This is a genomic window from Paenibacillus sp. JT31N11 (genome assembly GCF_056269285.1).
In genome coordinates this window covers 117,010-131,227 of record NZ_JBWDNQ010000016.1, presented here as the reverse complement: position 1 = coordinate 131,227, position 14,218 = coordinate 117,010, and the positions used below count along the sequence as shown (strand labels likewise).

The window sequence follows — 14,218 nt, the reverse complement described above, 5'->3', positions numbered from 1 at the left end:
AGTGACGGGAGCGAAGCGCAAATGAGTGGGAAAGGAGGACAGAGCGTTGTACAAATTGCTGATCGTGGATGACGAGCCGACGGTGAGATCCGGCTTGCAGACCTATTTCAACTGGTCCTCCTTCGGTATTGAAGTGATGGGCGAAGCGGACGATGGGGACGTTGCGCTGGAAATGATCGGGATGGAGCAGCCCGATCTTATCTTGACGGACGTTCGCATGCCGAACATGGATGGGATCACGTTGTCCCGGCAAATCTCCGCGCATTATCCCCAGTGCAAAATTATTTTTGTCAGCGGTCATGATGATGCCGATTATTTGAAATCCGCTTTGAAAGTAAGCGCGGTCGATTACATCTTCAAACCGGTCAATCTGCAGGAGCTCAGCGCGGTGATGAAGCGGGTCGTCGCGGATCTGGATGCGGAGCGGGCGGAGCAGCGGCTTAAACAGGACCTGCAGGTCAAGCTGAAGGAGGGCATGCCGCTGCTGCGGGAGAAGTTTCTGTTGTCGCTGATCGATAACAGCGTGCCGAAGGTGGAGCTTGGCGAGCGGCTTGAATTTCTCGGGCTGGACTTGCCCGTCGAGGCTTCCTATTGGGTAATCGTCATCTCCGTCGATGACTTGGCCGAAGTGATGGCGAGCCGTTCGGAGCGGGATCGCCAGCTGCTTTGGTATTCGGTGCTGAACATATGCCAGGAGCTGATCGCTACCCACCTCGGCGGGTATACCTTCGAACACCGAAACGGCGAATTCGTCGGTGTTTTGCGGATGGACATGGAAGGCGATAACGTTCCGGATGCGGCGGAAGCGTTGTTTGCGTTAGCCGGAGATATCCGCGATAACCTGGAACGCTGGCTTAAAATCAGCGTTACGATCGGCATTAGCGACCGGGTGGCCGCTCTGTCCCACCTGGCTCACTCGTACAAGCAGGCCCGCGAGGCGGCTGACCATAAATGGTATCTGGGCAAAAACCGGATTATCACGATGGACAGCCTGGAAATCCCCGAGACGGATGCCAGCAGTATCAACAGGTATGATCTGGCTCATAATGAGCTGCTCATTTCGGCATTGAAGGCTGCCGATCCGGACAAGCTGCGGGAGGTTCTCGACCATATTTTCACGGACTTGAGCCGCAACCGGCGGGACGGATTGAAATACGGGCGCAATGTGTGTCTGCAGATCGTGCTTGCGGTAGGGCAGCTTCTGCTGGAGCTCAATGCGCAATCCTCCGAGCTGGAAGGGGCCGAATCCCTGCTGTGGGAAGCGTTGTTCGAGCAGGAGACGCTTGGCGAGATGCGGCAGCTGATTGAATCGCATTTGTCCGCGGTTTGCGAACGTATCCGTGAGAAGCGGACGGGCAAAGTGGCTAATCTGGTTGAACGGGTACGGACGATTATTGAGCAAAGCTATGCGGACGGCGGTTTGACCGTGGCCGATATCGGCAAGGCGGTGTATTTGACGCCAACCTATGTCAGCCTGTTGTTTAAACAGGAGACCGGACAGACCGTTAACGAATATTTGACTCAGGTCAGGGTGGATAAAGCGAAGGAGCTGCTGCGCGATCCCCAGTACAAGTTTTACGATATCTGCTATGCGATCGGGTATACGGATCCGAGCTACTTCACCAAGCTGTTCAAGAAAGCAACGGGAGTAACGCCGAGCGTTTATCGGGACAATTATGTATAAAGCCGTCAAAACCATCCTGCGTCTACTGGCAGCCGGAGCCGCTCTGCTACGCCGCCTCGTCCGCCGCTTCACGATTCCCCGTCAATGGCTGCTGGCTTATCTGCTGCTGATCGTGGTTCCGGCGGCCGTTTTCCTGTACGGCTATTACGAGCGCTCGGCCATGATTCTGAAAGGCGAAGTGGTGCGGACGATGCAGCAGGCGCTGAAGCAGGCGGGCAGCAATCTCTCTTACCGGCTGGAGCATATTCAGGATTTGAGCGACGCCGCATTCATGAATTCCAATCTCCATTCCTACCTGTCCGTGGGAGCCGATGACCAATCGATTGCCATTCAACTGCAGGTCATCAAGGACTTGAGGTACCTGGTCGATACGGTACAGTTGAATACCGACGTGTTCCATGTCCGCCTGTTCGTTGACAAATCGAAGCTTTATGCGGGAGAGAAGATCAATTTTTTCGCACTGGACAGCTTGAAGGGAAGACCTTGGTACTCCGACATCATCGAGGCCAACGGAGGAATCGTGTGGACGGGCGATTACAAGGAAACCTACCTGGATGTGGGAGATGTGAATATATTTTCCTCAGCCCGCATGCTCCGGGACCCCAATCACTACGATAAGGTATCTGGCGTGCTGATGGTCGATGTGAAGGAGAATCTGGTGTCGGACATTCTATCGGCTCTCCAGTTCTCGCCGGGCACGCAGGTATATCTTGTGGATTCCAGCGGGTCCGTGGTCTATCATCCTGACAAGACACGGATCGGCACGGTCATTGACCGGTCCATATTGGACCTGTTGAAGCAGGGAAGCGAAGGCAGCGGCTCGCTCAAGCTGGATGCGGAGGTCAATGACGTGATGTATACGACACTTCCTTCAACCGGCTGGAAGCTGGTTGCCCAAGGAACCGAATCCCAGCTGTCGCAGCGCGCGGTCAAGCTGACGCAAAGGTCGGAATGGACTTCGCTTCTGGAGTATATCGCGTTGTTTCTCCTGCTGCCTTTTGTCCTGCTGACTATCATCGTGCGGGGAATGAACCGCAGGGTGAATCATGTCATTACCGTCATCCGCAAGGAGGGGACGGAAAGTCTGAAGGATCTCTCGCCCGTAAACGGCGATTTTCACATGCTCGAACGAAGCGTCGATCATCTGATCATCCGGGTGCGTACGCTTGTCGAAGAGAAGTACAAGGCTCAAATTCATGAACGTGAGGCGCAGCTGCAGGCGCTGCAGGCCCAGATCAATCCTCATTTTCTCTACAATACGCTCGATACGATCAACTGGATCGCGATCGGCAAGGGAGCAGCGGACATCAGCCAGATGATCGACAGCCTGGCCAAATATTTCCGGCTCAGTCTGAACAAGGGCAAGAATATCGTCAGCGTGGAGGACGAGCTCCGACTGGCCCAGGTCTATCTGGAAATTCAGCAGAGCCGGTTTCCGGATACGTTCGATTTTCAGCTGGAGATCCAGCCGGGGCTGGATGCTTATCTGATGCCGAAGCTGATCCTTCAGCCTATCGTCGAGAATGCGCTGCTGCACGGGATCCGCAAAGCCAAAGGAAAACGGGGCACCATCGTCATCTCGGTAAGAGAGGATAGCGGGGATCTCCTCTTTACCGTGTCCGACAACGGTATCGGTATGGACGAGCGGCTGTCGCGGCAGCTTCTGACGGAGGCGATGCCCGAAGCCAGGAACGACGGTTCCGGAAGCGGCAGCTCCTATGGTCTGTTTAATGTTAATGAGCGCATTAAGCTGTATGCCGGAGATCATTATGGGATCAGCATCTCTTCGCAGCCTGGCGCAGGGACTACGGTTACCGTTCGTTTGAAGGCCGAGCGTGACGAACTGACGAGACAGAGCTGAAGGTCAATCGAAACGGGAAGATGGATTTGACTCCACTTCCGGAGCTTCTTCAGCAAATGTTCGGGAATGATAGAGTAATACAAAACAGACCATCTATGATCAATATCATGGATGGTCTGTTTTTTTTGAATTTTGTCTTTCACAAAGTATAAGAATGTATATTCTTCCCCATATTAATCAGCTCTTAATGGCTCCCATCATGATCCCCTTGACAAAAAAACGCTGGATGAATGGATAGACAAGCACGATCGGCAGGGTTGCCACCATCGTGACGGCCATCCGAATGCTTTCACCGGAAACGGGAATCCGCTTGGTGCTGTTGGCCATCTGCTCGGCTTCCGAGACCATGGAGCCGGTCTGGAACTGGTTCAGGATTTTGACCAGGATGGCCTGCAGCGTTTTTAACTCGGGCTTGTACGTATAGATGTAGGAATCATACCAGGCGTTCCAATGGCCGATCCCGATAAACAGGGCAATGGTCGCAAGTACGGGAACGCAGAGCGGAAGGATGATGCGGACGAAAATTTGCAGGTCGTTGGCGCCGTCGATTTTGGCGGACTCTTCAAGCTCGGAAGGCAGCTGCTCGATATAGGTGCGCACCAGAATCATCAGGAACACACCGATCAGCCCGGGGAATATGAATACCCAGAAGGAGTCGATCAGCCCGAGCGACTTGATGATCATATAGGTAGGAATCAGGCCTCCGCCGAAGTACATGGTGAAGATAAACAGAAGCGTGAAGAAGCGCCAGCCGATCAGCTCGCGTTTGCTGAGCGAATAGGCCATCATGCAGATGCAAAGGACGGAAAGCGGCGTACCGACAACGGTCCGCAGCACAGTCACCTTCACGGAGCTGATCAGCTCCGAGTTCCGGAATATAGTCTGATAGCTGTCCAGCGTAAACACCCGCGGCCACAGATATAATCCCCCGCGAACGGAATCGGTCGCATCGTTCAGGGACACCACAAGGATGTTCCAGAAGGGGTAGAACGTAATCAGGAAAATAACCAGCATATAGGCGTAAACCGAAATATCGAAGAGCTTATCCGGGATTGTCTTTTTTTCTGTCATGCGGCTGTACCTGCTTTCTGTTAAAATAGCGACTGGTTATTGAGCTTCTTGGAAGAGAAATTCACGATGACCACAAGGATGAAAGCAACGACAGAGCTGAACAGGCCGACCGCCGAGGCATAGGAGAACATGGAATTCTGAAGACCATACCGGAAGGAATAGGTCGAGAGCACATCGGAGTACTCCTGATTGAGTCCGTTCCCCAGCAGGTAATGCTGATCGAATCCCGCATTGAGCACGCCGCCCAGCGAGAGGATGAGCAGAATGACAATCGTCGGCTTCAAGTGCGGCAGAGTCACATAAATAATCTGTTTGAACCGTCCGGCTCCGTCTACCTTGGCGGCTTCATAGAGCTCCAGATTAATGGAGGAGATAGCGGCGAGATAGATGATGGAGCTGTAGCCCATCTCCTTCCACGTATTCCCGAAGGCTACGATCCACCAGAAATATTTGCCCTCCTGCAGAAACAGGATGCTCTTGTCGGTCAAATGCAGCAGCTGGAGCAGCTTGTTGACGATTCCGTCCGAGGACAGCACAGTCACGACGATATTGGCGGCGATAACCCACGAGATAAAATGCGGGAGGTAGGATACAGTCTGCATCGTTTTCTTGAACATGGCGTTCTTGATTTCATTCAGTGCGATGGCAATAATGATCGGTGCCGGAAAGGACACCAGCAGCGTTAGCAGCGTGGAGGCCAGCGTATTTCGCATGATGATATAGAAATCGCCGTTATTGAAGAAATAATCAAACCAGTACATGCCAACGAATTCACTGTGAAACAGCGAGCTCCAGAAGTTTCCCAGCGATGGCTGATAATTGACGAACGCCATATAAAGCCCCGCCATCGGCAGATAAGCGAAGAGGACGGCCCAGATCAGGGCCGGAAGCAGCATGATCATGAGGTATCTTTGCTCGATCAGCCGGCGTTTCACGGTTTTTTTTGAGACGTATTCTTTTGAGCCAACCTTGACGGCTGTTTCCATGTGCGCACCCCGTTCTATCGTAATGTGAAAATTATACGGGCTGCTTGTTGCCGCCTCAATATAACAATGTGCAGATCTATGCGGGAAAACGTCTTACATAAGGGGAAATGGCAGGTTATGGCTTCATGGCGTGAAGGGGCAATAGTATAATAGGAGAGCTTTTAATTGATTCACGAGGAGGGATGCGAATTGTTGACCATATTTCTTGTGGATGACGAAACGATTGAGCTGGACCTGATGGAGAATCACATCGACTGGGCAAGCATGGGCATTCGGGTTGTTGGCACAGCAAGGAACGGCAGAAAAGCCTGGGAGCAGATTCAGCGCCTGCAGCCGGATATTGTGCTGACGGATGTCAGGATGCCGGTTATGGACGGGCTCCGTCTCGCTGCATTGATTCAGGAGAATCTGGGTTGGATTCAGCTTGTTTTTCTAAGCGGGCATGATGAATTTACCTATGTGAAGTCTGCGATTGAGTCCGGAGCGGTCGGGTATCTTCTGAAGCCGATTGACCGGAAGGAGCTGTTTGCCGTCATGGACAGGAGCAGACAGGAGGTGGAGAAAATAAAGCTGCTCCGCCGCTCCCGGCGGCTGCTTGCCGCACAGCAGCTGTCGGAGGTGTTGACCGCCGGGGATAGCGAAATCCGGGAGCAGGCCTGGCGTGCGCTGTCCGGCATGGATGCGGAATATCGGGACCGGATTTATGTAACCGCTCTTATCAGCCTGGACGGCTATCCTCTTTACCCGGAAGATCCTGCGCCGCTGCAGAAGGCGGCCGTAATAGCGGAACAGACGATTCAATCGCTGTTGGACAGCCGCCAGATGGGAGGAATGGCCGTCAGGAAGCAGGAGCATGAATGGCTGCTGATCATCGAATATAGGGAGGGTGTGAATAATGAACCATTCTGGCAGGACATGTCGTCCGCCATTCGCGGGGCAATGGATTGGACGGCGACCATCGGCATTTGTGAAACGGCAGCCCCGCTGAATCAGGGTTACCGCATGTTCAAGGAAGCGGAGAAAGCGGTGGGAGAACGGTTCTATCGGGGGTATGGCGGCATTATCCGTGCTGGTCAGGTTCAGAGTGGGCTTGATGCGGATATGGATATCGAAGATGAGCCGAGTCTGCAAAAGATGAATCTCGCTGACGGAGAGCCGCTGCGGGAGGACATCGGTCAATATTTTGACAGGATGGCCAGAGTGCGTCTGAGCAAAAACGGGGTTCTCCGCGCCGCTGCGGCTTTGCTCGACAAGATTGCCTGGGAGCTCGCCAAATATGGGGCAGCAGCCGGCCTGGAGGTTGGCGATTTGAACAGCTGGAACCAACGGGTCAGGAATATGGATACCATTAATGGGATTAAGGAGTTTATTCAGGGGCTGATCGGCAGAATCGCCGGGTACCTTGCTGACAGGCAGCTGGACCGGCATGTGCTGCTGGTGCAGGAAGTGGTGCATGTGATCGAAACGGAATATTTCGAATCGCTGACGATCGAGTATTTGGCGGGCAAGGTGTATCTGTCCCCCAACTATTTGAGAGTGCTGTTCAAGGAAAAGAAGGGATGCACGATCCATGAATATTTGACCCGGATCCGGCTTCAGAAGGCGGTGGAGCTGCTGGGGGACAAAACGCTGAAGATTCATGATGTCGCCCGCAAAGTCGGCTATGACAATACCTCGTATTTTTGTTCGTTTTTCTATAAAACGCAAGGGGTCACACCGAATGAATATCGTAAAAAGTTTCTATAGGCTTGCATCCACCCTGTACCTGAGCCTGGTTAACAAACGCTTCAGAAGCAAGCTGTTTCTCGTCTTTCTGCTCGTTACGATCGTGCCGATTTCCTTTTTTGTAATCTATTCCTATCTCACAATCAAGGAGCAGCTGGTTCATCAGGCGGTTGAGAACGTAGAAAGCACCATTGACCAGATCAACAATAATATCGAAAACAAGCTTGATCTGTACTACCAGATATCCACCTTAATTTATATGGACAGCGATCTGCGCAATTATTTGCTTTACCGGTATAAGAAGAACGATTTATCTTATCTGGACGCCTACGATTATATCAACAAGCTGCTGTACAAGGTCATGGCCATGAATCCGAGCCTGAAGGCAATCACCATCTACACGGACAATGAGACCCTTCATTCCGACGGTTATTTCATCAAGCATATGGATGAGCTGCCGGAAACGCTGACTACGCAGTCGATGCAGGCGGAGGGGCGGATTACCAACTTCTATCCCGATCAGAAATCAGCCAAGGAAAGAGTCGTCACTCTGGCGCGTTCCCTGAATTACTTGAGCCTGAATTTCCCTTACGGCATTCTCACGATGGAGATTACAGAGCGGGAATTCTTCTCGCTTATCGAGAAGGAGAACAAGAACAAAACGATCTTTGTGGCCGACGAACAAGGCAATTTGATTACCACGAATACCAGGCCGTCGAAGATCCTGAACATCGCGGAAGTGATCCCCCAAGCGCTGTCCCACACAGCCAGCAGTACCCTGAATAGTGAAATGAGCGGCGGCAAAAAAGCCATGGTTATTCAAAAACCGCTGATGAACGGGTGGAGGACGGTTGTCCTGCTTCCTTATGACGAGCTGCTGGAGCAGGCCCGGAATGCCTCCCGGAAAATGCTGTACATCTCGCTGGGCTGCATTATTGCCGCTGCTCTCCTGATCTATGGGACCAGCCAGCTCATGACCAAGCGCTTTGAAGCGCTGCTTCACCAAATCCGCAAGGTGGAGCGGGGGAATTTCGATCTGTCCTTCCGGTCCATGGGCCATGACGAGGTCGGACAACTGTCTTTTGCCTTGAACAAAATGGCCATGACCATACAGGATTTGATCAATGACGTCTACAAGAAGGAAATTGCGCAGAAGGAAGCGGAGATGGACAGCCTCCAGGCGCAGATCACCCCCCATTTTCTCTATAACACACTAGCTTCCATATCGGCGCTTGCGGTTACCAACAACAATATGCAGGGGCATCTCATGGCGGATGATCTGGCCAAGTTCTACCGGATCTCGCTCAACAAAGGCAAGAAGCGGATTACGATCGAACAGGAAATTATGCTCACCCGGCATTATCTGTCCATTCAGAAGACCCGGTTCGAGGGCTTGTTCACGGTCCATTATTTGCTGGATGAATCACTCCTGCGTTTTACCACGGTCAAATTAATTCTGCAGCCTTTTATCGAGAACTGCATCAACCACGCGATTTGGGATGATGAGTCCGGCATTACAATCATTATCAGGCTGATGCCCGACGGAGATGATCTGGTATTCTCTGTTATCGACGATGGCATGGGCATGCCCGCGCATGTCCTGGAGAGGCTCGCGCAGAAAACCGATCAGCCTGCGGGCTACGGTATATATAATGTGGATAAAAGAATCAAGCTTGCCTACGGGGAGCGCTATGGCGTGGACATCTACAGCAGGCTCGGGATTGGCACCGCGGTGAGCATTCGCCTGCCGAAGACAGTCACGTTTACATGAAAGGCGTTTTCCGTTACGTTTCATCACTTTGTTATATAGAAAGCGGAGGATCGGCTGTCTACAATTAAGCTAAGTTATAGCGCAATTCATGATGGGCCAGGGATACTGCTCATAGGAAAATTGAAATCGCTATCATATCTTAAGGGGGAACTGATCAGCAATGAAGAAGAAAGAGTATTACCGGTTGACTGTCATGATTCTTGTATTATTCTCGTTACTGGTAGGATGCGGCAGCAACAGCACGCCGCTTACAGAAGCAACGGATGCGCAGGGCACGAATGAAGAGGCGGCCGGGGCAGGCGGAGAACAACCGGCCGTTACCTTCACGTTCTTCGACCGGAATGTAGGGGATGCGTTCGATAATCCGGTCGCCCAGGAAATCACGAAGAAAACCGGCGTTTCCCTGGAAATTCAGCAGCCTACCGGCAATCCTGCGGAGAAGCTGAATCTGATGCTGGCGAGCAATGATCTGCCGGACCTCATGTCGATTGCGCGCGGCGATGTGCTCGACAAATATATTGTGGCCGGCGCCCTTGTTCCGCTGGACGATCTTATTGAAGAGTATGGACCCAACATCAAGAAAATGTATGGCGACATGCTCAACAAAACCCGGCATACCGATGGGAAAAACTATTATCTGGCTAACTGGTACGGTCTTGAGCAGTATCCGGTATTCGGTTTTCTGATGAGAATGGACGTGATGAAGGAGCTTGGAGCCGGAGCCAAGGCCGACAACGGGGAGCCCTTCACCACGGAAGAGTTCGTGGACCTGCTCAGGAAATTCAAGGAGAAATACCCGAATGTGAATGGCAAGCCATCAACGGCTATGACCTTGAACGGGGAAAATATGGGAGCCATCACCGGAACCTTCAAGGGGATGTTCGGGATTATGCCGTTCTATGAAACCGATGGCCAGCTCAAAAGCGATGTGAAGGACCCGAAATACCTGGACATGATTAAATTTATGAATGCCTTGTACAGGGAGGGCTTGATCGATACCGAGTGGGCGACAAACAAGACGCAGCAGTACGAACAGAAATTGTCCTCGGGCGCCGTGTTTGCGACAGCCGACGCATTTTGGAATCTGGGCAAGCCCAACACGATATTGAAAGAGGCAGCAGCAGATCAGGCCAAAGCGGAAGAGAGCCAGTTCTATCCGTACAAAGTGGTTGCTCCGGGCGTGGATCCCGCCAAAACAACCTACGGACCCAAAAACTCGCTTGGCTGGGACGGAATTGCTATTTCCAAAAGCAATAAAAATCCCGTCAGCGCCATCAAGTTCCTGGATTATTTGGCAAGCGAAGAAGGCCAGTACCTGTTGATGTGGGGACTGGAGGGCACGCATTGGGATATGAAGGACGGCAAGCATGTGCCAAGACCCGAGGTTCTGGAAGGCTTCAAGAAGGATTGGGCCGGATATTCGACGGATACCGGAATCCGGAAGTGGACATGGGCAATCAAGAATGGCCCGGGCGAGGATGGAACGCCATATGACCTGATTGGCCGTTATGAGACGGATGCTGTAGCAAAGCTGGCAATCAAGAACCTGGCTGACACTTCGTTCGACACCGCCCTGTACGACAATCTGGGTCCGAGCGGCGGCACGCCGGAGGTGATCAAGCAGCAGAAGGTGAACGAAACCGTCTCGAAGTATTTCCCGAGAATGGTGATGGCTCCTTCCGAAGCGGAGGCAGCGTCCCTGTACGACAAAATGATGAAAGAACTGGAGACGGCGGGTCTGTCGGCCATTGAGAAAATATACACGGATAATTACAACAAGCGTAAAGAGCTGTGGAAATAATCTGATAATAAAGATGTAATGATTTCAATAATCCTGGGAGGATACTCATGCATAGAATGGGTCTGGTCAAAGCAATTGTGGTCGTCCTGCTATTTGTGACAGGAATTACGATGATGCCTGAAGTCAATTGGGCCAAGTCCAAAATGGCAATCGAGCAGAAGAAGGAAATGGTAAAAGCAACAAACGGGCAATACACGCTCACCTATGACTTGTCGACAGGCCTTGGGAATGTGGCTTGGGGAGACAGGACAGTCATACGGGATTTCAACTCCAATTATCAGCTCACAGGCAAAGAGACCAGAATCCGCTCCAGCGATCCGGGCAAACGCACAGCCGAGTGGGGGAAGATCCCAAACGACGGTTACGGCCGGAATGGCATGCAATTAACGCTCCGCAATGCGCTGGATTCCGGTTCTACAATCGCGCTGACGGTTTATCTCTATCCGGATAGCTCCTATTTTCTGACCGATATGAATGTAACCGGTCCGGCTGCCCAGAGCATTGATATTCTAGAGCCTGTGTCTTCCTCCTACCTGGATATTGGAGCAGGGATGGATAAGCGCATATTTACCACTCCATATACGAATAACTTTGATTTTGGAGTAGCGCCGGTTAATGACTTTGGCGGCAGCCAGAACGGCGCAGACCGCTTCGAGGGTGAGCAGCTGAAGTGGGAACCCTTTAACGGGGTCAGCCACTGGGTATCCGCCGTTTTCGACAATAATGCCAAACAGGGATTTATCGGTGGCGCAGCGACCGTCAAGAATTGGAAAAGCAGTCAGCGCCTCGGGCAGGCAGCGGCAGCAAACGGACCGCTCACCTCTTACATTCTCTATAATTGGGGCGGCTCTCAAAGCGGAGAAATTGTTTCCTCGGACCGATTCTTTCTGGGCTTTTACGGTGATTATCAAGCCGGCTTGGAAGAATACGGAACCGTATATGATATCGGAGAGCCTCGCATGAAATGGAACGGCGATGTGCCGATGGGATATAACACCTATTATTCCCACTATAATTATGCATCTGCGGAAGCATTGGAAGGTATGGTGGATTATATGGCGGAGCATCTGAAGCCGCTCGGTTATGAATATTTTAATTTGGACGGGGGGTTCCAGCCTTCCTCCGAGGTTCCTTTCGATGAAGGGATGCAGCAGTTTGCCGATTATGTACACAGCAAAGGGCTCAAGGTAGGCGGCTATCAGACGCCGTTCACCATTTATGACGCCTGGCTGGATTTGCCCGTTGAAGGGACCTCGTATACTCACCGGGATATTTGCCTCAGGGATGAGAACGGGCAGTTGATCAGAACCTATCTGGGCACATATGCGATGGATGTTTCGCATCCTGCCGCTCAAACGGCAATACGTAATGCCATTCAGAAATATATCGACTGGGGCTTCGACTACCTCAAGCTGGATTTTATCGATATGGGTATGTATGAAGGTAAACATTATGACGAAACGGTAAATGGCGTTCAGGCTTACCGGATCGGTATGGGGATAATCCGTGATACCGTCCTCGCGGCCAAACGGCCCATTTACATCAATGAGTCCATTGCTCCACTGCTTCCTGCGGCGTTCGCACATGGAAGAAGATCTGCTTGCGATACGACGATCGGCGTCGATGGTTATTCGGGAATTGAACGCCAGGCGTTCAACACGGCCGCTTCCTGGTGGACCAACGGAACGCTTTATGAGTATAACGATCCCGATATGATCATTCCGGAGAACTTTGCCCAAGGCTTCTGGAATAAGTATGGCCAGAATGACGGGAAGCTGCTGGCGACGGCTGTTGCGCTTGGCGGTGGGCATTGGCTGATTGGCGATAATATTCCTTTTCTGTCGGAAGAGAGATTGGGTATTCTGGAAAATAAGGAGCTTTTGAGGATTGTGGGCAAAGGTCAAGCGGCCAAACCGGTTAAGATGACCAATGTGTATCATAAAGGAGAGCATTCCCCATCGGCTGTTTATGTGAAGGATGACCGGGGTGGCATCCTTGTCGGTCTATCCAATTGGAACAGTAAGGAAGAGGCGCAAATCCAGGTTGATTTTGCCGATCTGGGCCTGCGAGGGAATGAGAAATACATGTTAAACGAGGTCTATTCCGGAAGAACGCTGGGCAAGGCGTCCGGGAAGCTCTCTTACACGCTTCCGCCTGGCGGTACGGCGATTATTAGAATAGAGAAAGGAGGATCCGGCAGGGACGAAGATGATGCGCCTGTGAATCTTGCTTTGGGCAAACAGGTCAACGTGTCCTCTACCTGGAGTGATGCGGGATATGAAGCGGCTAATATGACCGACGGACAAGTGTCGACGAGATGGAGCGCCGCCGACGGGCATAAGAACGATGAATGGTCAGAGATCGATTTTGGCAGGGCAACTTCCGTGAACCAGGTTGTGATCAAGGAATACCGGGATACCAATTTCCAGATTGTTAATTACGCATTGCAGTACTGGGACGGCGAGAAGTACGTTGATCTGACGAAAGGCTATACGGTCGGTGATAATAAGGTGATTACTTTCAAGACCGTATCCACAAGCAAACTTAGATTGTACATGACGACCAGTTACATTATCCCGTCGATTAATGAAATTGAAGCCTATTACATCAAAGGAGGGAGCGGCTCTGTCATTGATCAGGACAACAGCAATGCGGGATATGAGAGTTATTCGGACGTCCGTGCCGGTATTCAGCGGATGCAGGTGTTCGAGCTGAATAAGAGCGATCTGCCGAAGCTCGATGTATACATTTATGAGAGCTACGTGAATGCCGTTCCGGCGGATGCGTATTACTTCGATATTGTCACCCTGGATGAGAACGATAACCCGGAGAAGACCCTGTTCTCCGCGTCCCTTCCGGCGTATAACATCCCTGGGAGCGTAAGTCCGTATTCGATCTATCCCAAGCTGGATAATTTGGATACCTCAAGGAAATACGGGCTTATCTTGAAATCGCCAAAATCCGTGAACACACCATCCACGGACAACAACTACGGCTTTGCGTACACCGACGATGATACGTATCCGGATGGATATGAGAAGCTCTCACTGGATGGCGGCCTTACCTGGGCAGCCGAAAATGACGGGAAGCGGGATTTGATCTTTACGCTCTACTCGAACGGTAAAGGCAATTAAGCAGCGTGCTTAAACGTTGTGCAGATTTATAAGACAAAAGACAGGCGGCGGATGTTGGACATCGGCCGCCTGTCTTTGTTAACCTTTCTTTGACCGACCGAGCAAGCCTCATAAAGAATAGACTTCATTCAACAGCACGAATAGTTTAAAGTTAATGAGAAGAATTTTGAGGTGCTTCCAGGCCA

Annotated in this window: 8 protein-coding genes; 6 read left to right on the top strand and 2 right to left on the bottom strand. The window is 51.7% G+C overall.

What is annotated here, in order from left to right; all coding sequences use genetic code 11:
• The first annotated feature begins 46 nt into the window (after positions 1–46).
• Both AC0YNV_RS33840 and AC0YNV_RS33835 read left to right on the top strand, forming a co-directional pair.
• On the top strand, positions 47–1,684 hold the full coding sequence (locus AC0YNV_RS33840; RefSeq protein WP_475771979.1) for a response regulator: 1,638 nt from the start codon (positions 47–49) through the stop codon (positions 1,682–1,684).
• Positions 1,677–3,545: a cache domain-containing sensor histidine kinase gene (locus tag AC0YNV_RS33835; RefSeq protein ID WP_475771978.1), complete on the top strand. Its 1,869-nt coding sequence runs from the start codon at positions 1,677–1,679 to the stop codon at positions 3,543–3,545. Before AC0YNV_RS33840 ends, AC0YNV_RS33835 begins: the two co-directional genes overlap by 8 nt.
• A 177-nt stretch (positions 3,546–3,722) precedes the next feature.
• On the opposite strand, the gene AC0YNV_RS33830 is transcribed toward AC0YNV_RS33835, so the two are convergent.
• Positions 3,723–4,616, bottom strand: a complete 894-nt coding sequence (locus AC0YNV_RS33830) for a carbohydrate ABC transporter permease (RefSeq protein ID WP_210046759.1) — start codon at positions 4,614–4,616, stop codon at positions 3,723–3,725.
• A gap of 20 nt (positions 4,617–4,636) precedes the next feature.
• Positions 4,637–5,518: an ABC transporter permease gene (locus AC0YNV_RS33825; protein ID WP_379114394.1), complete on the bottom strand. Its 882-nt coding sequence runs from the start codon at positions 5,516–5,518 to the stop codon at positions 4,637–4,639.
• Positions 5,519–5,791: 273 nt separating this feature from the next.
• Between AC0YNV_RS33825 and AC0YNV_RS33820 the strand changes: the two genes are divergently transcribed.
• From AC0YNV_RS33820 to AC0YNV_RS33805, 4 genes are all read left to right on the top strand, one after another.
• Positions 5,792–7,348, top strand: a complete 1,557-nt coding sequence (locus AC0YNV_RS33820) for a response regulator transcription factor (protein ID WP_475771977.1) — start codon at positions 5,792–5,794, stop codon at positions 7,346–7,348.
• Positions 7,323–9,098, top strand: coding sequence for a sensor histidine kinase (locus AC0YNV_RS33815; protein WP_475771976.1), 1,776 nt, complete (start codon positions 7,323–7,325; stop codon positions 9,096–9,098). Before AC0YNV_RS33820 ends, AC0YNV_RS33815 begins: the two co-directional genes overlap by 26 nt.
• A 160-nt stretch (positions 9,099–9,258) precedes the next feature.
• The gene (locus tag AC0YNV_RS33810) at positions 9,259–10,899 is read left to right on the top strand and encodes an ABC transporter substrate-binding protein (protein ID WP_475771975.1); all 1,641 of its coding nucleotides are present in this window, start codon (positions 9,259–9,261) and stop codon (positions 10,897–10,899) included.
• 47 nt (positions 10,900–10,946) lie between these two features.
• Positions 10,947–14,033, top strand: a complete 3,087-nt coding sequence (locus AC0YNV_RS33805; protein WP_475771974.1) for a discoidin domain-containing protein — start codon at positions 10,947–10,949, stop codon at positions 14,031–14,033.
• Positions 14,034–14,218: the final 185 nt, after the last annotated feature.

Excerpts from the sequence above, each read along its gene's own strand:
- AC0YNV_RS33810 (WP_475771975.1), top strand. The coding sequence starts at position 9,259 with ATGAAGAAGAAAGAGTATTACCGGTTGACTGTCATGATTCTTGTATTA.
- AC0YNV_RS33830 (WP_210046759.1), bottom strand. The coding sequence starts at position 4,616 with ATGACAGAAAAAAAGACAATCCCGGATAAGCTCTTCGATATTTCGGTT.
- AC0YNV_RS33815 (WP_475771976.1), top strand. The coding sequence starts at position 7,323 with ATGAATATCGTAAAAAGTTTCTATAGGCTTGCATCCACCCTGTACCTG.
- AC0YNV_RS33805 (WP_475771974.1), top strand. The coding sequence starts at position 10,947 with ATGCATAGAATGGGTCTGGTCAAAGCAATTGTGGTCGTCCTGCTATTT.
- AC0YNV_RS33835 (WP_475771978.1), top strand. The coding sequence starts at position 1,677 with ATGTATAAAGCCGTCAAAACCATCCTGCGTCTACTGGCAGCCGGAGCC.
- AC0YNV_RS33825 (WP_379114394.1), bottom strand. The coding sequence starts at position 5,518 with ATGATCATGCTGCTTCCGGCCCTGATCTGGGCCGTCCTCTTCGCTTAT.